The sequence below is a fragment of the Adlercreutzia sp. ZJ138 genome (genome assembly GCF_011038935.1).
GTDB lineage: Bacteria > Actinomycetota > Coriobacteriia > Coriobacteriales > Eggerthellaceae > ZJ141.
Genome location: NZ_JAAKEA010000003.1, coordinates 25,546 through 45,898, shown reverse-complemented (window position 1 = coordinate 45,898; position 20,353 = coordinate 25,546). Strand labels below are relative to the sequence as shown.

The window sequence follows — 20,353 nt, the reverse complement described above, 5'->3', positions numbered from 1 at the left end:
GCTCATCTTCTCCCAATACGTACCCCGGCGCATAACGTACGCATTCGAGGCATACACTATGGCATTCGTTCACTTGCATAACCACACTGAGTATTCGCTGCTTGACGGGCTTACGCACATTAAGGATATGGTGCGCCGAGCAGCCGATCTCGACATGCCAGCCGTCGCCCTTACCGACCACGGTGTCATGAGTGGCGTCGTTGAGCTCTGCGATGCATGTACTGCTGTCGAAAAGGAAACGGGCAAGGTGGTAAAACCCATCTACGGATGCGAAGTTTATTTCACCACCGATGAAGAGCTTCGCAAGGACGTGAAACCGCGCCTGTACCACCTGTTGCTTCTTGCAAAAACGAACGAAGGCTACCATAACTTGCTGAAGCTCGTGTCGGAAAGCCACGTTGACAACTTTTACTACAAGCCGCGCACCACATTCAGCATGCTGCAAAAGTATGGGCACGGCATTATCGGTTCGAGTGCGTGCGTTGCTGGTATTATTCCGAAGCTGCTCGACAACCGACAATTTGATGATGCGGTGGAATGGGCTCGTAAGTTCGCGAGCTGCTTTGATCCAGGTGACTTTTACATTGAGCTGCAAAACCAGGGCATACGCACCGATGCCGGCTTCACGCAAACCGAGCTCAATCATATGCTCACCGATGTCGCGCGTGCTGCAGGGCTCAAAACCATTGCCACGAACGATTTCCATTATCTACTGCAAGAAGATGCCCGCGCGCAGGACATCATGCTGTGCGTCGGCACGGGCGCTACGGTTGATGAAGTCAACCGCATGAAGTTTGCTAACGACCAATTCTATATGAAGACTGAGGAAGAAATGCGCGATGCGCTTGCCGACTTCCCTGAGGCGTGTGATACGACGGTCGAGGTAGCGGAAAAGTGCAACGTTGTGCTTGAGCGAGATTCCATCCTTCCGCGTTTCCCTTTGCCTGAGGGTGAAACCGAGGAAAGCTGGTTTCGGAAACGCGTGAACGAGGGCATGGTTAAGCGCTATGGTTCGCCGGTGCCTCCCGAGGCGCAGGAGCGCGCTGATTACGAAATGAGCGTCATCATCCAGCAAGGTTTCCCGGCGTACTTCCTCATTGTGCAGGAATACATCGAATGGGCACGTAGTCAGGGTATCGGCGTTGGTCCCGGCCGCGGTTCTGCTGCAGGAGCCATTGTGGCGTACGCCATGGGTATCACTGACCTTGACCCGCTATCAAACGGCCTGCTGTTCGAACGTTTTTTGAGCCCAGAGCGTGTTGAGATGCCCGATATTGACGTCGACTTCGAAGATGAGCGTCGCGGTGAAGTTATCGAACATATTAAAGACGTGTACGGCGAAGATCATGTGGCTGGCGTTATCACCTTCGGTAAGCTGCAGGCGAAAAACGCTGTGCGTGATGCGGCGCGCGTGTTGGGATATCCGTATGCGGTGGGTGACCGCATCTGCAAGATGATCGGTGATGAGCTTGGCATCACTATCGATAAGGCGCTCGACACTAATCCCGACCTGAAGAAGGCCTACGCCGCTGAAAGCGAAGTGAAAGCGGTTATTGACGCCGCTCAATCAATCGAAGGGCACGTGCGCGGTGAGGGCGTGCACGCATGTGCCACCATCATCTGCCGCGACCCCATGAGTGATCATGTTCCCATGAAGCGTGACACGAAGGGCGGCGGAATTATTACCCAGTACGATGGTCACTACACACCCGATCTAGGGTTGTTGAAGATGGACTTTCTGGGGCTTCGCACCTTGGGTGTGTTGTCGCGCGCATGCCGCAACATCGAAGCACGCTTCGGCGAAAAGATCGTGCCTGAAGAAATACCCACCGACGATCCAAAAGCCTTCGAGCTCATGCGTTCGGGTAACATGGATGGCCTGTTCCAGGTTGAAGGCGCGTTATATGTGAGTTTGTTCAGTCGACTTCCCCCGAGTCGATTCTCCGACGTGGTGGCCTCTATCGCGTTGAATCGTCCGGGTCCTCTGGAATCCGGCATGGTCGATGACTACGTGAAGGTAGCCAGTGGTAAAACAGCTATTCACTACTACGATGAACGCTTGAAGCCCATTTTGGAAGAAACATACGGCACCATGGTCTACCAAGAGCAGATCATGCAGATTTCCATGGCTATGAGCGGCTTTTCTGCCGGTAAGGCAGACAAGCTGCGCAAGGCAATGGGCAAGAAGAAGCTCGACGTGATGAAACAGCTGCAGGGCGACTGGGATGCCGGAGCGGTTGCAAACAACTACGACATCAAGATCGCCCAGCAAATTTGGAACGATGCGGAAAAATTCGCGAAGTACGCGTTCAATAAATCGCATTCGGCAGCGTATGCCATTTTGGTTATGCGTACGGCATACTTGAAGGCGCACTATCCGAACGACTTCATGGCTGCTGTGTTATCCAGCTACATGGGAAACACCGATCGCCTCATTCGTTACATCGCCAGCTGCAACCGCAACGGTACGCCGGTGCTGCCGCCCGACATTAACTCATCGAACGCTGAGTTCACGCCGGTTGACGAAGGTATTCGCTTCGGCTTGGTGGGTGTGCGTGGCGTGGGGAAAAACGTCGCTGACGCTATCATCGCTGAACGAGAGGAAAACGGCCCCTTTACCAGCTTACATGACTTTGTGAGCCGCTTGGATGCAAAGTGTTACAACCGAAAGACCCTCGAAGCGCTCATAAAGGGTGGCGCGTTTGATTCGACTGGTTACACACGAAAGCAACTTATGTACTTCGTTGACGAGACACCGTTGCTCGAGGGTGCGGCGAAGCGTCAGAAAGACCGCGATTCGGGTCAGATGGACATGTTCAGCATGTTCGCGGAGGTCGACGACTCATTCAAGGAGGAAGTGCCGCCGCCCGATGGTGTGGAGTGGTCGAAGCGGCAGCTGCTCACCTTCGAGAAGGAGATCATGAAGATCTACGTATCCGACCATCCCCTGCGGCCATACGAGCATGCCATTTCGCGTATGACAAAGTGGCAGCTCGGCGACTTGGCTGAGCGCACGAAGGAGATTCCTAATGCGGTGTTTGTGGGTATGATCTCAAACGTTGTGGTGAAGCTCACAAAGCGTGGCACCAAAATGGCTACTTTCGAGCTTGAGGACACCACGGGCAGCGTCGAATGCATCTGCTTCAAATACGACGATTTCTCAGAGGTTATCCAGGAAGACTCGATCGTGAAGATTAAGGGCAAGTTCGAGCATAGCGATCGCGGTAATCAGATCATGGCGTTTGAGCTTGAGATTATCGAGCTCAACGAGTCAGATGAGCGTCCCTCGCGCCTGGAATTACGAGTCCCCTGTTCAACGTTTGATCAGGCGAAGACGCTGCGTTTGAACCGTATCTTGCAGTCGTATCCGGGGCGCGATGGTGTGGTGCTGTTTGTGCAGCAAAACAACGGATCAAAGCTGCGTGCTGAATTACCGGTATCGGTTGACGCGTCGAATCGGGTTATGCGTTCCGAACTGCAGGAGTTGTTCGGTCATGCCGCGATAGTTGCCTAGCATTGAAGGCGGGCGTGATGGTAGTTAACGGGAAGGCTTGCGTGGACGCTGGCGACTGTATGGGCAGCGCTGGTGTTGGTGGCAGTGCGGGTGGTGCTGGCGCTGGCGCGGCGGCGGCTGATGCGGCACGACACGCGCATGATGTGACGGATGTGGACAAGGCGCTACAGAGCGACGCGGTATCGCCAGAAGAGCAGGTAATAACGCTGTCCCTGACTGTCGCCTATAAAGGTGCAGCATTTTGTGGGTTCGCGCGGCAGCCGGGCCAGCTTACCGTGCAAGGTGAGCTGGAATCGACGCTGCAAACGCTCTTTCGTCGCAAGGTGGAAACAACGTGCGCGGGGCGCACCGATGCGGGTGTGCACGCCCGCGGGCAGGTGGTGAGTTTCGATCTTCTTGCCGGTGAACTGCGTGATCGAACGTTCAATAGCCTGTGTAGGTCATTAAATGCGCTCGTGCATGATGACATTACGGTAAGGTCGGTTGCCCTTCGCGAACCGGGATTTTCCGCCCGTTTCGACGCCATCTGCCGCGAGTATCGCTACTTTATCTGCCTTGATGAGACGAAACCGCTATTCATGCGCGACTTCTGCTGGCATCAGCCGAAGGGGCTCGATGTGCGCGCAATGGAACTCGCATCGCGTTGTCTTATTGGCGAGCACGATTTCAAGAGTTTCTGTCTCGCTGCTTCGGCAGTTGGTAAACCGACGTGCCGTAACGTGAACAAGATCTCGTTTTCCGAAGAGTTGATCATGGGGGAGCGCTGTCTTTGTATCACGGTAGTGGGAAACGCGTTCCTACATTCCATGGTGCGCACGATTGTAGGCACGCTTGTTGCGGTGGGGCGTGGACAGCGAGAACCAGAATGGGTTAAGCGTGTGCTTGCGGCACGCGATCGTTCAGCGGCGGGAGAGAATGCGCCCGCGCAAGGTCTGGTGTTCTGGCATGTCAGCTACAAATAGAGTCGCTGTCGCCAGCGCGCGAGATGCAGCGGGTAACAGGAGCGCGGCATCGGCAGATCGCAACGTGGCTGCTTCGAATACCGAAAGCGCGTCAAGTGCATCAGGCCAACCCGCTTTGTTCAGCAGCGTATACGAGAGTCGCGATGGTCGTTTGTGTCTTTTTCAGGATGAAAACGGACACCTTACCGCTGTCTGTGCATCGCGCTTTGCCTAAAACTATTTCGGAAAGGTTACCTTTGCCGACAATTGTCGGTGGCACGCTTGCATAAATTTCACGCTTGCGATACCCTGCACCAGGAAATTTATGATAGATTCACAGTTGATGTGTAATTAGGTACGTAAAAAAGGGGAGATTACCATGACTCTTTTCGGTTTTCAGGTGCCCATGATGGCGGTTTGGATAGTCGTTGCCATTATCGTTCTCGTTATTGTTGCGTTTATTGCAAAGGGTTTCTTTGAGGAAATGAAGAAATAGCCAGTTGGCGAATTGACCGGCCGGTTGGCGAACCAGTCAGTCAACGCAAACTGATCCTCCGCCCGTATGGCGGTTCGTGCGATTTTGCAGGCTCGCGCCCCCGCTTTGGGGGCGTTTGCTATGATAGTTTCGTTTTGAAAAGCCGCACTGAGCGCAACGTGTGCATGTTGAAAGGTAGCGATGGACAACCGTTCTCATCAGAATTCGCAAAATTTCGCCCGCCCTGTGCGCCAAAACCTAAACATGGACGCTTCGCAATACGGCAGAGCGAATTACGGCAGCGCTGCTCGGAAGTCCGCTTCTGGTATGATGCCTGCCACTGTATCGGGTGGCGGTATGAGTATGCCCCCTCAGAAAAAGCGCGGTTCGAAAGTACTGCGCGTGGTGATTGTGCTGGCGCTTGTTGTGCTGCTGGTTTCCTTACTGGCGCTGGGCACCATTCTTTTCAGCTATTGGCAGGGTCGGCAGACCTACAACGACATCGCAAACGAGGGCTTCATGCCACCGAGCGATGTGGCGGCGATGTCGTTATCTGACTTACAGGTTGACTGGGATGCGCTGCGTGCGATCAATCCCGACGTGGTGGGTTGGATCTACATTCCCAACACTAACATCAACTATCCTATCGTGCATCGCTCAGATAATGACTACTACCTTACACACGATTTCACGGGCTCGGAAGGATGGCTTGCCGTGTTCGGCTGCATCTTCCTTTCCGCCGAGAACGCAGCCGACTTCTCCGATGATAACAACGTGGTGTATGGGCACAACATGAACGACGGGTCTATGTTCTCCGACATCGCTGGCCTCGAGGATCAAGGTGCGTTTGACGCGTCTCGAACGGTCTACATTCTTACGCCGCAGGGAAACTATCGTCTGCTCACGTGTTCGCTTGTTCATTGTTCGGGAACCGAGCCGTTGGCACAGACGGAGTTTTCGTCGCCGGACGAATTCGAGCGCTACCTTCAGGACAAGATAGACCGGTCGGTGGTTTCAGCTGACGATATTGTTGAGGCGTCCGATATGAAGAAGGCGTTCACGCTCTCCACGTGCGACAATCTTGCAAGCAACGGACGTTGGGTACTGTTCGCCTATGTGACGGAGAGTACTGTTGCAACTGATCAGAATGCGTATGGCAATGCAGAGGACATCAATGCAGCAGACGCGGTAAGTGCCGCCGATGAAGAGGCTATATCGGGGGCTGCGCAGGATGTGGCGGCGTAAGCGCGTACGATACGCCGATAAAACCAGGGAAAGCGAGAAGGACATGACAAAAAACCAGCAGGGCATGACCTATGCTCAGGCGGGCGTCGACATTGTTGAGGGTGCTCGTGCGGTCGACGCCATTAAGGATACGGTGCATAGTACGTATCGGCCTGAAGTAGTGGGCGACATCGGCGGCTTTGGTGGCTTGTTCAGCATTGCTGCGGCGAAGGACATGGCCGATCCGCTTCTGGTAAGCGGCACCGATGGTGTGGGAACGAAGCTGAAAGTCGCCCAGCTTTTAGGTAAACACGACACCGTAGGTATCGATTTAGTTGCCATGTGTGTAAACGACATTCTGGCAACAGGAGCCGAGCCACTGTTCTTCCTCGACTACGTGGCGGTTGGCAAGCTGAAGGCGGAAGCTATGGCGCAGATTGTTGGCGGCATCGGTGAAGGTTGCCGACAGTCGGGCTGTGCGCTGATTGGTGGCGAAATGGCTGAGCATCCTGGCGTGATGGACCCGGATGATTATGATCTATCGGGTTTCTGCGTGGGTATTGTCGATCGCCCGAAAATGCTCGATCCGCTCAGTGTGCGCGAGGGCGATGTTCTCATTGCGCTACCATCGACCGGATTGCATTCAAACGGCTATTCGTTGGCGCGTCGTGTGTGTCTTGATGGTAAGACCTTCGATGAGCAGACAGCTCCGTGCGACGAACTTGGCGGTATGAGCGTGGCTGATGCGCTGCTTATCCCCACGCGCATTTACGTGAAACCTGTTCGTTCGGTCATGCAAGAGGTTCCGGGCGGCATTCGCGCCCTGGCGCACATCACCGGCGGCGGCATCACCGAGAACCTAAACCGTGCGCTTCCGGACAATGTGGATGCTGAGGTCTGCCTTGGGTCGTGGCCTGTTCCTCCTATTGTTCATTATGCTTGCGCGGCGGCTGGACTAACCGATGAGGAAGCACTGAAGACCTTCAATATGGGCACGGGAATGATCTTTATCTGCGATCCTAACAAGGTAACAGATGTTGAGGCGGCACTCGCGCGGCAAAACGAAACGTTCTATCGTGTGGGCCGCATTGTGGCTGGTGAAGGCAAGGTGCGTTACGCAAATGCTGGGGGGCTGTATGGATTCCAGGCTTAAGATCGGTGTACTGCTTTCGGGTAGCGGTACGAACCTACAAGCCATCATCGACGCCATTGCAAAGGACGCCTTGCCTGTTGAGATCGTGCATGTGGTGTCGTCGCGTCCTGATGCATACGGTATCGAGCGCGCGAAGGCAGCGGGCCTTTCCTGCACGGCGCTCAACCGCGAGGTGTATGCCGATGCACATGCTGCTGACGAGCGCATCGCGCGGGAGATGAAGGAAGCGGGTGTTGAGTACGTGGTGATGGCAGGCTACATGCGCAAGCTTACGCCGGTGATGCTGAGTGCGTTTCCTGACCGCGTGCTTAACCTGCATCCAGCACTGCTGCCGTCGTTTAAAGGGGCGCATGCTATTGCCGATGCGTATGCAGCGGGCGTGAAGGTGACAGGCGTGACGGTTCATCTCGCAAACGAGGACTACGATAAAGGCCCCATTGTAGCTCAGCGAGCGGTTGAAGTGCGCGAAGGTTGGTCGATTGACGATCTGGAGGCAGCCATTCATGAGGTTGAGCATGCGCTGTATCCCCAGGTACTGCGCGCCATTGCCGAAGGGCGCATGACTATGGACGACAACCGCATCGTTCACATCTTTTAGTTCCGTCTGCCCTAACGGGGCAGGCGGAGTTGCTCGACGCTGCGGTCCTCTCGCTGACGTGTGTTCGCTTTGTGAGGTACATGAAATAAGTCATCTAGGGATGCACGAAAGGGAAGGAACTCGCTATGAAAAGGGAAGTTCTCGAAGGTGTTATCGCCGATCTTCGGGCAGGGTGCACCCCGCATTTCGATCCAGCTGATTTCCCGTGCTTTTCCGATGAGGCGCTGGCAGGTAAGGAGCACCTGAGTACTGCTTGTATCGAACGCTTGGCTAAGAGTCTCACACAGGTGGACATTCCGACGTTTCAGCGGGCGTTGCGAGCTATGGACGAGGGCGATCTCGCGTGGCTCGGGTTCAAGCTTGTTTACGACGATACGCAGGCGCAGGAAAACGTCGACAATGAGGTTACGAAGAAATACGGCGACGTGGGATCGGCGGATGGCGAACCACTTGTGTTCTTCTGCAACGACGCGAAGGCAATTGTAGCCTCGCGCGCGTACTCCGAGCGCGACAAGTTCCAGATGAAAGATGTAACGCGCGGCCCGTCAATGCACAACGATCAGTTCGAGGGACTCACCTGGGCAAGTGTGGCGCTGTTCGACCAGGTTCGCGTGTGGTTGCTGGGTGCCTCCGATGCATCGAGTGAGGTTGCGGCGCTTGCTGATCATGTGGGCTTTGCGGTGACGGTGGTTGATTACGATCCGGCGTACCTGAACGAGACGCGCTTTCCGTTAGCGCGGCGTATTCTGCTTCCTGGAGGTACGTTCGACACGCTTGACGATTATGCCGCCGATTCTGCCGATTACGTGTGTGTGCTCACGCGTGGACACATGTTCGACCCTGAAGCGTGTGTGTGGGCGCTCAAGCATCAGGTCAGTTACGTGGGTATGATGGGTTGTGCGGGCAAGAACGAGCGTGTGCACGATCTGGTTCTTGCTAAGGGTGGCACGGAAGAAGGGTGGCTACGTATCAAGCGGCCCATCGGGTTGAAGTTTGGCGCGAAAACCCCTGCCGAACTGGCTATTTCCATCGTGGCCGAATTGGTTGACGTGCGCTACCGTCAACGCTACAGCAAAGAGGCGCGCGATCGCCACGAAGCCAGTCTCGGCCGGTAGATCTCGCGCGCCGTCATACGCTACTGCCGCTACTGCCGATAGTACGACAGGAAGTCGGCGAGGTCTGTCATTGCTTCGCTTAACACCTCGATGCGCGGCAGGTACACGATGCGGAAGTGATCGGGTTCGTGCCAATTGAACCCGGTACCCTTCGTGATGAGGATCTTCTTGTCGTGCAGTAAGTCAAACGCAAACCGTTCGTCGTCGGTGATGTTGAACTTCTTCACATCGAGTTTGGGGAAGATATAGAATGCGGCTTTCGGCTTCACCACGCTCACACCGGGAATGCTCTTTAAGGCGTTGTATACGAATTCGCGCTGCTCATATACACGTCCACCAGGAACAATGTAGTCGTTTACGCTCTGGTGCCCACCGAGTGCGGTCTGCACGATGGACTGCGCGGGAACGTTCGAGCACAGGCGCATGTTCGACAGCATGTCGATGCCTTCGATGTAGTCGCGCGCTACGCGCTTGTTTCCCGAGAGGATCATCCAGCCGATGCGGTAGCCGGCGATCATGTGCGACTTCGACAGGCCACTGAACGTCACGCAGAACAAATCGGGTGCCATTGAAGCAATAGATACATGCTCGAGGCCATCCATGACCAATCGATCGTAGATTTCATCGGAGAAAATGATTAGCTGATGCTCACGGGCAATGTCTACAATGCCCTGCAGTACTTCGCGTGGGTACAACGCACCGGTGGGATTATTGGGATTGATGATGACGATGGCTTTGGTGCGGTCGGTTACTTTACTACGGATGTCTTGCAGGTCGGGATACCATTCCGACTGCTCGTCACACAGGTAATGCACCACCTTGCCGCCGGCGAGCGTGGCCGAGGCCGTCCACAGCGGGTAGTCGGGGGAGGGGATAAGAATCTCGTCACCGTCGTTCAGTAGCGCCGACATACACAGGTTAATCAGTTCGCTTGCACCATTGCCTGTGTAGATGTCATCCATGCCCACATTGGGAATGTGTTTTAGCTGTGCGTACTGCATGATAGCTTTGCGGGCGCTGAACAGGCCTTTAGAGTCGGAATAGCCTTCGCAGTCGGTCAGCTGGCTTGCCATGTCGTACACCACTTCGTCGGGTGTGCGAAAACCGAATGGGGCGGGGTTTCCAATGTTGAGTTTCAAAATGTGCGCGCCGGCTTTCTCCATGCGGTGTGCTTCGTCGAGTGCGGGGCCGCGAACGTCGTAAAGAACGTCGTTGAGCTTCGATGACTTCTTGAATTCGCGCATGGTTGTGCTCCTTGCTGTGAGGGTGTTGTCGTTATTGCTGGATGTTGTTCCTGCTCGGCGAGCGGACGTGTCGTTATTGGCGTGTGCTTTCGTATCTGCGTTTTCGCTTGTACGAGCGGGCATTTCGGTGTTCGAGCACAACAGCGCTTCTGTGCTCGTACTTGCGGCGGACGTGTCGGCTGTTTTGCTGTCAGGTGCATCGTTCGTGGTGACGGTACCAGTAGTGAGCCATTCGGGGGTTACGTCAAGCGTTCGTGCGAGAAAGGCCATGGTGTCGGCACGTGGAACGGTTTTGCCACTGACGTACTGGCTCATGTGACTCTTTCCCAACTTCACGCCGCTTCGCTCTGCTCTGTGTACTATGTCAGCTTGGCGAAGTCCGCGGGCATCCATTGCCTGGCGAAGCCGGTCTGAGAACGATGATGTTGTCATCGGTTACCTCCGTCAAGTTCAATTACTTTTCGTTGATAGTTCAATGTTTGCCTAGAAGTTCAACGTTTGAAGAATCATAGCATGTGGGTTTGAGAAAAAGTTCAATTCTTGAAAATAGTTCATTTTTGCAGGAATTCGGTCGAGTCAACATTTGATCAGCATTTGAACCGTTGACCTTCGTGACCTTCGTGACATTCGCCGCCTTATCAGCAGCTTGCCTCCGCTGTTTGACGCCGAATGTGCTACACTGCACGCGTGCAAGCGGCGCGCTGCGACTGACGGAATCATCGTGGACGACCACGGGGGAGTGGTGCGCATCATACATGCCGACCGTCTGGGCAAGCTGAACCCGCTCTCAGGGAGGCTTGCCTTTTTCATGGGCAGACCTGCTAAGAGCCGTATCAGCGACGTATCGTGAGGAAGGAAGACCGAGCATGGAAAACCTAGCCGACATTCTTCGAGGAAACCCGTATCCTGGGCGTGGTATCGTTGTTGGCGCCGATCGCGTGTACTACTTCATTATGGGTCGCAGCGTGAACAGCCGTAACCGCGTGTTCGTGGAAACCGAGGACGGTATTCGCACCGAAGCACACGACCCTGCGCTTTTGGCTGATCCGAGTCTGATCATCTACCATCCGGTGCGCGCTATGGGTGACGCGCTCGTGGTTACCAATGGCGACCAGACCGACACGATCGTGGAAGTGGGTAGTTTCCGCGATGGCTGCATGGCACGCGAGTACGAACCCGACGCACCCAACTTCACCCCGCGCATTAGCGCTATCATCAACCCTGACGGCACGTTTGAGTTGTCCATCTTAAAGCACGAGGGCGGCCGTTGCGTTCGCGAGTTCTTCGCCTACGAAGGAGTGGACGAAGGATGCGGCTACTTCATCAGCACGTATCAGGGCGACGGCAATCCGCTGCCCACGTTCGCAGGCGAGCCGGTGCTCGTCAAGCTGCCCGAGGCTGATGAGGTGTGGGCTGCCCTGAACGCCGACAACAAAGTAAGCCTCTATGCCAACGTGAATGGCGTTGTGACGCTGTATAACAAGAATCTGGGAGATTAACCTTACGGAAATACCAACTATACGTTATCTCGTTTGAGGAAATGCGCGGTGTGGCATAGGATGGTGCTCCGCGCGCAGTTCCGCAGCGACTGGAAATGTCCTGTGGACATTTCCACCAAGCGAGGATTGTGTGAGCACGGAGTATCATCCTATGCCACACCTCAGTGAGCCGCAACAACAAAGGAGAACCCATGAACGAACTGGAACTCAAGTACGGGTGCAACCCAAACCAGAAGCCGTCGCGCATCTTTATGAAGGACGGGTCCGACCTGCCCGTTGAGGTGTTGAATGGCAAGCCTGGCTATATCAACTTCTTAGACGCCTTCAATTCGTGGCAGCTGGTGCGCGAGTTGAAGGAGGCGACGGGTCTGCCTGCGGCTGCGTCGTTTAAGCACGTGAGTCCGGCGGGCGCGGCAGTTGGTTTGCCGTTATCCGATGTCGACCGTCAGATCTATTTCGTTGAAGATGATGCTCCGCTCAGCCCCATCGCCTGTGCGTACATTCGCGCGCGTGGTGCCGATCGTCTGTGCTCGTACGGCGACTGGGCAGCACTTTCCGATGTGTGCGACGCTGATACCGCACGTTACCTGAAGGCTGAGGTGTCGGACGGTATTATCGCACCGGGCTACACCGACGAGGCGCTCGAAATCCTGAAGACTAAGAAGTCGGGTAAGTACAACGTGGTTCGCATCGATCCGAACTACGTGCCGGCCGAGCAGGAGTGCAAAGATGTGTTCGGTATCACTTTTGAGCAGGGACACAACAACTTCCGCATTGATGCCGACCTGCTGGGAAATCTGGTAACCGAGAACAAGGAGCTGCCTGAATCCGCCAAGATCGATCTGGTGGTGGCGCTCATCACGCTGAAATATACGCAGTCGAACTCTGTGTGCTACGTGAAAGATGGTCAGGCTATTGGCGTGGGTGCGGGCCAACAGAGTCGTATCCATTGCACACGTCTTGCTGGCAACAAGGCCGACACGTGGTATTTGCGCCAGCATCCGAAAGTCCTCGGACTGCAGTTTGTCGACGGCATACGTCGGCCGAATCGCGACAACGCCATTGACGTATACATTTCCGACGAGTACGAGGATGTGCTGCGTGAGGGCGAATGGCAGCAGGTATTCAAGGTAAAGCCCGAGCCGCTGACGCGCGAAGAGAAGCAGGCATGGGTTGCTACGCAGACCGATGTATCGGTGGGCTCCGACGCATTCTTCCCGTTTGGTGATAACATCGAGCGTGCTCGTAAGAGCGGTGTGGCTTACGTTGCAGAGCCGGGTGGCTCCATTCGCGACGACAACGTTATCGAAACCGCCAACAAGTACGGCATGGTTATCGCCTTTACCGGTATGCGCTTGTTCCATCACTGATAGGGTGGCTCTTCATGATCATACTCGAAGCCCCTTACGCATCTGATGTGCTGCTTGATTGGTGTGCCGAGTCGCAGCACCCGGTGCTGGGCAATGCGTTTGTTCGGTCGATTGCCGGCGAACGCACGCTCAATCTGGTGGATGAGACAGAAGCAATCCGCCGTTTGACTGCCGGCGAGCGCGTGTATACTAACTCGGAAAACGCGCTCGCATGGATTGCTGAGCATGCGCCGGATGCTCCGGTAAATGCACCTGTTGCCCTGTTCAAGGATAAAGCCGCTACGCGACGCGCGCTCGCAGAGCTGGATCCGCAGCTATTCTTCCGTAAGTGCTCCGTTGATGAGCTGCGAGCGCTTGATTTCGATACGCTACCTGTGCCGTTTGTGCTGAAGCCGAGCGTGGGTTTTTGTAGCATGGGCGTGCACGTGGTAAGCAGCCGCGCTGATTGGGAGGTGGCACTCGCTGACATCGCCGAGAATGCTTCGGTGTGGCAACAACGCTACCCAGAAAGCGTGGTGGGTGTAAACGAGTTCGTGCTGGAAGGCTATTTAGACGGACAAGAGTACGCGCTCGATGCGTACTACGATGAAGACGGCGCGCCACATCTGGTGAATGTGCTGCGCCACGACTTCGCCAGCTCAGAAGATACGAGTGACCGCATGTATGTGACCTCGCCTTCTATCATTGAAGAGACAGCACCGATGTTTTTGGCATGGCTTGCCCGCGTGAACGAAGTGGTGGGAGCGCGCAACTTCCCCATGCATGTCGAGGTGCGCGTGAAGGATGGCCACGTGAGTCCCATTGAGTTCAACCCACTTCGCTTTGCGGGGCTCTCTGGCACCGATATTGCCTGGTATGCGTACGGATATCGCACGTATCAGGCGTTTCTGGATGGTGAAGCCCCCAGCTTCCCGCGCATCTTCGAGTCGCGCCGTGGTAAGACGTACTGCATGTCGTTGTTGGGCGTGCCGGACGGATGCAGCGGCTATGAACCGTTCGATTTGGCGGGTTTGATGGCGCACTTTAGTCATCCGCTGCGGGTACTTGAGTTTGATGGTGCGAAAACGGGGTCGTACGCGTTTGTGTTCCTTGAAACCAATGAGGAAACAGCTGGTGAGCTGGACTATTTGTTGCATGTTGATCTGCGTGAATTTGTAGGCTAGAAACTCGGGAAGGTAAAACAGAAGGGAAAGGGTCGCGATGCCGCTCGTTGAGACTATGGGCATTCGTTTCACGAAAGAAGAACCCGACTGCACAGAAGCGGTGTTCTCTATCACCGATGAATGGCGTCAGCCGTACGGTTTTCTGCATGGGGGAGCCACTATCTCGTTGTTGGAAACTGTGGCTAGTCGCGCTGCGGAGTTGCGTGCCGATCCAGACACCGAGCTTCCATTCGGCGTGACGGTCGAAGTGCGCCATCATAAGAGCGGCCGCGATGGTGATGTGTTGGGCGTAGCTGAGCTCGACCATGAAGAGCCTTGTCGAGGTGGCACGAAGCAATTCTGGAACGTGGCTGCGTATGACGATGAGGGCGACATTATGTCGGGTGGCGTCATCATGACAAAAGTAGTGTCAAAAGCTTACCTTGAGCAGCGACAAGCCGAACACGAAGCCGCCTCGGAGGTACAAGCAAAAGAATAGGCACAATGTCGCACACTGGGCGTACATTGTATTTTTGGCAGAGCGGCACCGAGAAGAAAAGCATTGTGGGTCTGCATTGTTGCGGACCCACAATGCTTTTCTGGTTGTTTCGGAAAGAAGGCAGCCTCTTCTTGAAGAAGACTGAATGGGGATAACTCCCGAGCGCATTCATGCTGGGCAAGCTTTTGTGGGCTGGTTCTGCTATCATAGGCAAGTTACGTCTACGCCGCTTCAATGCGCTTACAGGCGCGGCGGCATTCGATAGAGAGAAAGCAGAACCTATGGCCCAGCATCTTTCCGAGCGTCAGGTGCGCGATATCGCCGAGTACGCGCGCATCGGTCTCGACGATGGCGAGGTGACGCAGATGACAGCTGACCTCAACGCCATCATCGAAAGCCTTAGCCCCATACTAGAGTACGATCTTGAGGGTGTTGAACCCACATTTCATCCCATCGGGGGCCTTGTGAACGTCATGCGTGACGATGTGGAAACGACCGGCTTTACTCAGCAAGAGGCGCTGGCGAATGCGCCGAAGCAGCAAGATGGCTGCTTCTTAATCCCCTCGATTCTTGGTGAAGGGGGCGATCGGTAATGACGCAGACCTCCTTCGCATCCATGGGCGTGCGTGAATTACAGGCTGGCCTTGCCACAAAGCAGTTCAGCGCTCGCGAGATTGCCGAACAGTCGTTTGCGCGTATCGAAGCAAACGATGCCAAAGTGCATGCATTTCTGGAAACCACCGAAGCGCTGGCGTACGAGGCTACCGCGCGCATTGATGCGGCAGTGGCAGCAAACGACCTTGCGTCATGCGGCCCGCTGGCGGGCGTGCCGGTTGCTTTCAAGGACAACATGAACCTTATAGGCACACACACCACGTGTTCGTCGCGCATGTTGGAAGGCTATGTGTCTCCCTATACGGCAACATGCGTGCAAAATATTATTGATGCGGGTGGTATTCCCTTAGGTAAGCTGAACATGGACGAGTTCGCGTTTGGTTCGTCAACGGAAACGAGCGCATTTGGCCGCACGTGCAACCCGTGGGATCTCGAGCGCGTTCCCGGTGGTTCGTCTGGTGGAAGCGCGGCGTCGGTTGCTGCCGGTTTGGCAACCATCACGTTGGGGTCTGACACGGGTGGTTCGATTCGTCAGCCGGGCAGCTTCTGCGGCGTGGTGGCGGTGAAGCCTACCTACGGCGTAGTTTCGCGCTATGGCGTGGTGGCATTCGGCAGTTCGCTCGACCAGGTGGGCCCGTTCGCACGAAGCGTCGAAGATGCGGCGCTTGCCTTAAACGCGCTCTCTGGCCGCGATCCGCTCGACTGCACCAGTCAGGACATCACCACCGACTTCACGGCGAACCTCGCCGAAGGGGTACGCGGCATGCGCATTGGTGTGGTACCCGCATTTATGGAGGCACGCGGTTTAACGGCCGAGGTGAAGGCGAAGACCGAGGAAGTTATTGGTGCTCTGCGCGATGCGGGCGCCGACATCGTTGAGATCGACCTGCCGCACGCGCAAGCGGCCATGAGTGCCTATTATGTGCTTGGCCCGTGCGAGGCTTTCAGTAACCTTGCTCGCTTCGATTCGGTACGCTACGGTTACTGCGATGGAAACAGCAAGGATCTCGGAGCGCAGTACGAAGCTAGCCGCGCCGCAGGCTTTGGCGTGGAAGCGAAGCGCCGCATTATGTTGGGAAGCTACCTGCTTTCTTCTGGCGTGTACGAGAAATACTACTACGCGGCACAAAAGGTACGCACCCTCATCACGCGCGATTATGCGGAAGCGTACGAGAAATGTGACGTCATTTTGGCGCCGGTGGCACCGCGTACTGCATTCAAGTTCGGTGAAATATCGGATCCCACCGAAATGCACCTGTCTGATATGTTCACCATATCCATTAATATTGCGGGTAATGGCGGCATGAGTATGCCGGTAGGATTGGGCGCCGACACCGGCTTGCCCATTGGTGTTCAACTCATATCTCCGCAGTTCAAAGACGAAAATATGCTACGCGCTGCGGCGGCACTCGAGCTTGCGTACGGGCGTGCTCCGGTGGCACCAGCATTTGCGGAAGGTGACACAGAAGGCGACGGTCAGCTGCAGGCCGAAAAGGTTGAAAAGGCAGGTGGTGCGCGATGAAAAAGCTCGAAGAGGTGTTCGAGACGTGGGAGGCGGTCATCGGCCTTGAGATTCATGCCGAACTAACCACGCTTACCACAAAGATGTTCTGTGGCTGTAAGCTAGAGTTTGGTGCCGAGCCGAATACGCACACCTGCCCGGTGTGCTTGGGGTTGCCTGGTGCTCTTCCCGTGCCAAATAAGGCGGCCATTGAATCCATCGTGTTGGCAGGTTTGGCCACGAATTGCGATATCGAAAAACGTTCGATGTTCTACCGCAAAGGTTACATGTATCCCGACATGTCGAAGAACTTCCAGACCACTCAAGGTCCGGTTGCGTTCTGTATGCGCGGTCACTTGGATCTTGCCGTCGATGGCGCAGCTGCTCGCGAGCGCTACCGCTTAAACGACCTTGCCGTGGGTGAATCCTGCGACAACATCACGCGCACCGACGACGGATACACCGCGCATGTGGGCATCACGCGCATCCACATGGAAGAGGACGCGGGTAAGATGGTGCACATCGGCGGCGGCGAAGGTCGCATCGCGGGCGCTACGCATTCGCTCGTGGACTACAACCGCGCAGGCACACCGCTGATCGAGCTGGTTACCGAGCCCGACCTTCGCACACCTGAGGAAGCGCGCTTGTTCATGCAGAAGTTGCGTCAGATTTACCTGGCCATTGGCATTTCCGACTGCTCCATGGAAGAAGGAAGCTTGCGCTGCGACGGCAACGTTTCGCTGCGCCGCCGCGGAACCGAGAAATTCGGTGTGAAGACCGAACTCAAGAACATGAACAGCTTCAAGAACCTTCACGACGGACTGGCATACGAGATTTGTCGTCAAGCCGAGGTGCTAGAAGAAGGCGGCCAGATCTACCAGGAAACGCGTCACTGGGACCCGTCGACGAAGCGGACCATCGTCATGCGCGTGAAGGAAACCGCCGATGACTATCGCCTGTTCCCCGAACCTGACATGGTGCCGTTTGATCTGTCTGACGAGTTTATTGACAACGTGCGCGCCAAGCTACCCGAACTGCCTGACCAGAAAGCGACACGTTTTGAGAGCGCCTATGGTCTATCGGCGTACGATGCGCGGCAGTTGGCAGCAGATGCGCATATGTCGGTGTTCTTCGAGTCGTGCATGACAGCAGCTGGCTCCGAGGCGGCCATACTGGCGAAGCCGGTTGCGAATCTGGTCATCAACGACGTTTCGGCGTATGTGAACGCGCATGAGGGCTTCAACGTGACGAATTCGCCGTTGACGCCTGTGCGCGCCGTCGGTCTCGCGAAGCTGCTGGTATCTGATGCGATATCCTCCAAGCAGGCGAAAGAAGTGTTCGCGGCTGTGCTCGAAGAAGACAAGGATCCCGACGTCGTTGTGGAAGAGCGCGGTATGAAGCAGGTGTCCGACGCTGGTGCCATCGAGGCTGTGGTTGAGGAGGTACTCGCCGCCAACCCCAACGAGGTTGCCAGCTACAAGGGGGGCAACACCAAGATCATCGGCTTTTTCGTGGGCCAGTGTATGAAAGCCATGCGTGGTCAAGGTAACCCGAAGCTTATCAACCAGGTGCTTGCGCGCAAGCTTGCCGAATAAGGTAACTGTCGAGGCCGCCATCGGGTAAGGGCGGCCTCGTGGTAGGGTAACAAACGGGGAGGGAAGGACAAGGAGGGTTTCATGGATTGGAACCAAATGCTCGTTGATGTGACGGGCGAAATCGACGGCTTTATGTACACCTATATTCTGGTGGCGCTGCTCGTATTTGTGGGCATTTACTTCACCATTCGTACTCGCGGTGTGCAAATCCGCTTCATTAAAGACATGTTCACGCAGCTCACGGAGAAAAAGCACGTGGAAGGTGAGCGCTCCACCTCGTCGTTCCAGGCGCTCATGGTATCTACCGCCTCGCGCGTGGGCACAGGCAACATCGCCGGTGTGGCAACAGCTATTGCCACGGGTGGTCCGGGTGCCGTATTCTGGATGTGGCTCATGTCTATTATCGGATCTGCGTCGGCGTTCGTTGAGTCTACGCTCGCGCAGACGTGGAAGGTACGCGGCGAGGAAGGTGAGTTCCGTGGTGGTCCGGCGTACTACATCGAGCAAGCGCTGGGTAAGCGCTGGGCTGGCGTGCTGTTCTCAGTACTGCTCATATTGTGCTTCGCTTTTGGTTTCAACGGCTTACAGTCATACAATGCCACTTCGACGCTTGAGTACTACTTCCCCGACTATCTGACCAACGGTGCTGCGGTGTTCTCAGGTGTTGCCCTTGCGGTGCTGACAGCGCTCGTTATTTTCGGTGGCGCGAAGCGCATTTCGGTCATCACGTCGGTTATCGTGCCTGTCATGGCGATTGCCTACATTATTCTTGCCGTATGGACCACCCTCGCGAACATCAGCTGGCTACCCGTCGTGTTCGGCACCATTTTCGCCTCGGCGTTCGATTTCCAAAGCGTTGCCGGTGGTTTCGCTGGATCGGTAGTCATGCTCGGTATCAAGCGCGGCCTGTACTCGAACGAGGCCGGCATGGGCTCGGCTCCGAACGCCGCTGCTACGGCTAGCGTGTCGCATCCAGCCAAGCAGGGCTTGGTGCAGAGCTTGTCGGTGTACATTGACACATTGCTCATCTGCACGTGTTCGGCCATGATGGTTATGGTGTTCTACGTGCAGGATCCTGCTGCCGCAACCGAACTTAATGGTATGCCGCTGGTACAGATGGCTGTGAACAACTCCATCGGCGCTATTGGCATCCACTTCATTACGTTTGCGGTGTTCGCATTTGCGTTCTCCAGCCTTATTGGTAACTATTTCTATGCCGAGAGCAACTTCAAGTTTATTACGAAGAACAAGCCTGCACTGCTGGTGTTCCGTGTTGTATGCCTCGTTGTCATCTACTTTGGTGCGGTCATGAGTTTTGATCTGGCATGGAACTTAGCTGATATCTTCATGGGATTCATGGCTATTGTAAACTTGATCGCCATCCTCCTTTTAGGTAAGTGGGCGATCGCCATCCTGAAGGACTACGAGGAGCAGCGCAAGGCCGGAAAAGATCCGGTGTTTGTAGCATCAACGATTCCGGGATTGCCCGCCACCGAATGCTGGCACGTGCCGGAAGCTGAGCTTGAACATGTTGGCGAGCAGCCCGTGGTTGAGTATGTCGAAGAAGTGCTGGAAGCAGGCGAGTAGCGTTTCATTTTGCTTCGTGTATGGTTTGAACGAATCGCGAAGATAGCTCAAACGCCGGAAAGGGGGCAAAAGAGTTCCCTTCCCGGCGTTTTTCTGTTTCTTGTTGCTTTATTACTCTACTGTGATAGAGTAAGGCTCTGCAAGAGGGATTCTGCGCTTAGACATAGAGTGAGACACTGTGCGGCGCTGGATGTAACACGATACGTATGCATTCGTGTCATACATGCGTGTGCTTCGCGTTCAGTTTGTGGCGATGCGACTTCTCTAACATGCGGATGAGA

15 protein-coding genes and 1 riboswitch are annotated in these 20,353 nt (G+C 55.4%); of the genes, 14 read left to right on the top strand and 1 reads right to left on the bottom strand.

Features of this window, described 5'->3' with window-relative positions; all coding sequences use genetic code 11:
- Positions 1-58 precede the first annotated feature (58 nt).
- From dnaE to G7Y43_RS01880, 6 genes are all read left to right on the top strand, one after another.
- Positions 59-3,514 (top strand): DNA polymerase III subunit alpha, encoded by a 3,456-nt coding sequence (dnaE, locus tag G7Y43_RS01905; RefSeq protein WP_165043498.1) that lies wholly within the window; start codon positions 59-61, stop codon positions 3,512-3,514.
- A gap of 17 nt (positions 3,515-3,531) precedes the next feature.
- Positions 3,532-4,476 carry a tRNA pseudouridine(38-40) synthase TruA gene (gene truA / locus G7Y43_RS01900; protein WP_241158108.1) on the top strand — a complete coding sequence of 315 codons (945 nt, stop codon included), beginning with the start codon at positions 3,532-3,534 and terminating at the stop codon, positions 4,474-4,476.
- Positions 4,477-5,131: 655 nt separating this feature from the next.
- Positions 5,132-6,175 carry a class B sortase gene (gene srtB / locus G7Y43_RS01895; protein ID WP_165043496.1) on the top strand — a complete coding sequence of 348 codons (1,044 nt, stop codon included), beginning with the start codon at positions 5,132-5,134 and terminating at the stop codon, positions 6,173-6,175.
- A gap of 43 nt (positions 6,176-6,218) precedes the next feature.
- Complete coding sequence (gene purM / locus G7Y43_RS01890) at positions 6,219-7,307, top strand: phosphoribosylformylglycinamidine cyclo-ligase (RefSeq protein ID WP_165043494.1); 1,089 nt, start codon at positions 6,219-6,221, stop codon at positions 7,305-7,307.
- Positions 7,291-7,905 carry a phosphoribosylglycinamide formyltransferase gene (gene purN / locus G7Y43_RS01885; RefSeq protein ID WP_165043492.1) on the top strand — a complete coding sequence of 205 codons (615 nt, stop codon included), beginning with the start codon at positions 7,291-7,293 and terminating at the stop codon, positions 7,903-7,905. The genes purM and purN overlap by 17 nt, the downstream gene beginning before the upstream one ends.
- Positions 7,906-8,030: 125 nt before the next feature.
- Complete coding sequence (locus G7Y43_RS01880) at positions 8,031-9,020, top strand: XdhC family protein (protein WP_165043490.1); 990 nt, start codon at positions 8,031-8,033, stop codon at positions 9,018-9,020.
- A 29-nt stretch (positions 9,021-9,049) separates the two neighbouring features.
- Here the strand turns inward: G7Y43_RS01880 and G7Y43_RS01875 are convergent, their stop codons facing one another.
- On the bottom strand, positions 9,050-10,579 hold the full coding sequence (locus tag G7Y43_RS01875) for an aminotransferase class I/II-fold pyridoxal phosphate-dependent enzyme (protein ID WP_304518532.1): 1,530 nt from the start codon (positions 10,577-10,579) through the stop codon (positions 9,050-9,052).
- Positions 10,580-10,957: 378 nt separating this feature from the next.
- Positions 10,958-11,043: riboswitch (ZMP/ZTP riboswitch) on the top strand.
- An 87-nt stretch (positions 11,044-11,130) separates the two neighbouring features.
- Here G7Y43_RS01875 and G7Y43_RS01870 point away from each other — a divergent pair.
- The 8 genes from G7Y43_RS01870 to G7Y43_RS01835 all read left to right on the top strand — a co-directional run bounded on the left by G7Y43_RS01870 (position 11,131) and on the right by G7Y43_RS01835 (position 20,072).
- Positions 11,131-11,763, top strand: coding sequence for an IMP cyclohydrolase (locus G7Y43_RS01870; RefSeq protein WP_165043487.1), 633 nt, complete (start codon positions 11,131-11,133; stop codon positions 11,761-11,763).
- A gap of 191 nt (positions 11,764-11,954) precedes the next feature.
- Entirely contained in the window at positions 11,955-13,133 is a 1,179-nt protein-coding gene (locus tag G7Y43_RS01865; RefSeq protein WP_165043485.1) for a phosphoribosylaminoimidazolecarboxamide formyltransferase, read from the top strand.
- 14 nt (positions 13,134-13,147) lie between these two features.
- Positions 13,148-14,296, top strand: coding sequence for an ATP-grasp domain-containing protein (locus G7Y43_RS01860; protein WP_165043483.1), 1,149 nt, complete (start codon positions 13,148-13,150; stop codon positions 14,294-14,296).
- Between the two features lie 37 nt (positions 14,297-14,333).
- On the top strand, positions 14,334-14,774 hold the full coding sequence (locus G7Y43_RS01855) for a PaaI family thioesterase (RefSeq protein WP_165043482.1): 441 nt from the start codon (positions 14,334-14,336) through the stop codon (positions 14,772-14,774).
- A gap of 170 nt (positions 14,775-14,944) precedes the next feature.
- Complete coding sequence (gene gatC, locus G7Y43_RS01850) at positions 14,945-15,367, top strand: Asp-tRNA(Asn)/Glu-tRNA(Gln) amidotransferase subunit GatC (RefSeq protein WP_241158107.1); 423 nt, start codon at positions 14,945-14,947, stop codon at positions 15,365-15,367.
- Positions 15,367-16,911 carry an Asp-tRNA(Asn)/Glu-tRNA(Gln) amidotransferase subunit GatA gene (gatA, locus tag G7Y43_RS01845; RefSeq protein ID WP_165043480.1) on the top strand — a complete coding sequence of 515 codons (1,545 nt, stop codon included), beginning with the start codon at positions 15,367-15,369 and terminating at the stop codon, positions 16,909-16,911. The genes gatC and gatA overlap by 1 nt, the downstream gene beginning before the upstream one ends.
- Positions 16,908-18,485, top strand: a complete 1,578-nt coding sequence (gene gatB / locus G7Y43_RS01840) for an Asp-tRNA(Asn)/Glu-tRNA(Gln) amidotransferase subunit GatB (RefSeq protein ID WP_165043478.1) — start codon at positions 16,908-16,910, stop codon at positions 18,483-18,485. The genes gatA and gatB overlap by 4 nt, the downstream gene beginning before the upstream one ends.
- A gap of 81 nt (positions 18,486-18,566) precedes the next feature.
- Entirely contained in the window at positions 18,567-20,072 is a 1,506-nt protein-coding gene (locus tag G7Y43_RS01835) for a sodium:alanine symporter family protein (RefSeq protein WP_165043476.1), read from the top strand.
- Positions 20,073-20,353 lie beyond the last annotated feature (281 nt).

What these genes read in the sequence shown, in the direction of transcription:
- G7Y43_RS01880 (WP_165043490.1), top strand. Translation starts at nt 8,031, where the DNA reads ATGAAAAGGGAAGTTCTCGAAGGTGTTATCGCCGATCTTCGGGCAGGG.
- G7Y43_RS01835 (WP_165043476.1), top strand. Translation starts at nt 18,567, where the DNA reads ATGGATTGGAACCAAATGCTCGTTGATGTGACGGGCGAAATCGACGGC.
- srtB (WP_165043496.1), top strand. Translation starts at nt 5,132, where the DNA reads ATGGACAACCGTTCTCATCAGAATTCGCAAAATTTCGCCCGCCCTGTG.
- G7Y43_RS01875 (WP_304518532.1), bottom strand. Translation starts at nt 10,579, where the DNA reads ATGAGCCAGTACGTCAGTGGCAAAACCGTTCCACGTGCCGACACCATG.
- purN (WP_165043492.1), top strand. Translation starts at nt 7,291, where the DNA reads ATGGATTCCAGGCTTAAGATCGGTGTACTGCTTTCGGGTAGCGGTACG.
- gatC (WP_241158107.1), top strand. Translation starts at nt 14,945, where the DNA reads ATGCTGGGCAAGCTTTTGTGGGCTGGTTCTGCTATCATAGGCAAGTTA.
- G7Y43_RS01870 (WP_165043487.1), top strand. Translation starts at nt 11,131, where the DNA reads ATGGAAAACCTAGCCGACATTCTTCGAGGAAACCCGTATCCTGGGCGT.
- G7Y43_RS01855 (WP_165043482.1), top strand. Translation starts at nt 14,334, where the DNA reads ATGCCGCTCGTTGAGACTATGGGCATTCGTTTCACGAAAGAAGAACCC.
- G7Y43_RS01860 (WP_165043483.1), top strand. Translation starts at nt 13,148, where the DNA reads ATGATCATACTCGAAGCCCCTTACGCATCTGATGTGCTGCTTGATTGG.
- G7Y43_RS01865 (WP_165043485.1), top strand. Translation starts at nt 11,955, where the DNA reads ATGAACGAACTGGAACTCAAGTACGGGTGCAACCCAAACCAGAAGCCG.
- purM (WP_165043494.1), top strand. Translation starts at nt 6,219, where the DNA reads ATGACAAAAAACCAGCAGGGCATGACCTATGCTCAGGCGGGCGTCGAC.
- gatA (WP_165043480.1), top strand. Translation starts at nt 15,367, where the DNA reads ATGACGCAGACCTCCTTCGCATCCATGGGCGTGCGTGAATTACAGGCT.
- dnaE (WP_165043498.1), top strand. Translation starts at nt 59, where the DNA reads ATGGCATTCGTTCACTTGCATAACCACACTGAGTATTCGCTGCTTGAC.
- truA (WP_241158108.1), top strand. Translation starts at nt 3,532, where the DNA reads ATGGTAGTTAACGGGAAGGCTTGCGTGGACGCTGGCGACTGTATGGGC.
- gatB (WP_165043478.1), top strand. Translation starts at nt 16,908, where the DNA reads ATGAAAAAGCTCGAAGAGGTGTTCGAGACGTGGGAGGCGGTCATCGGC.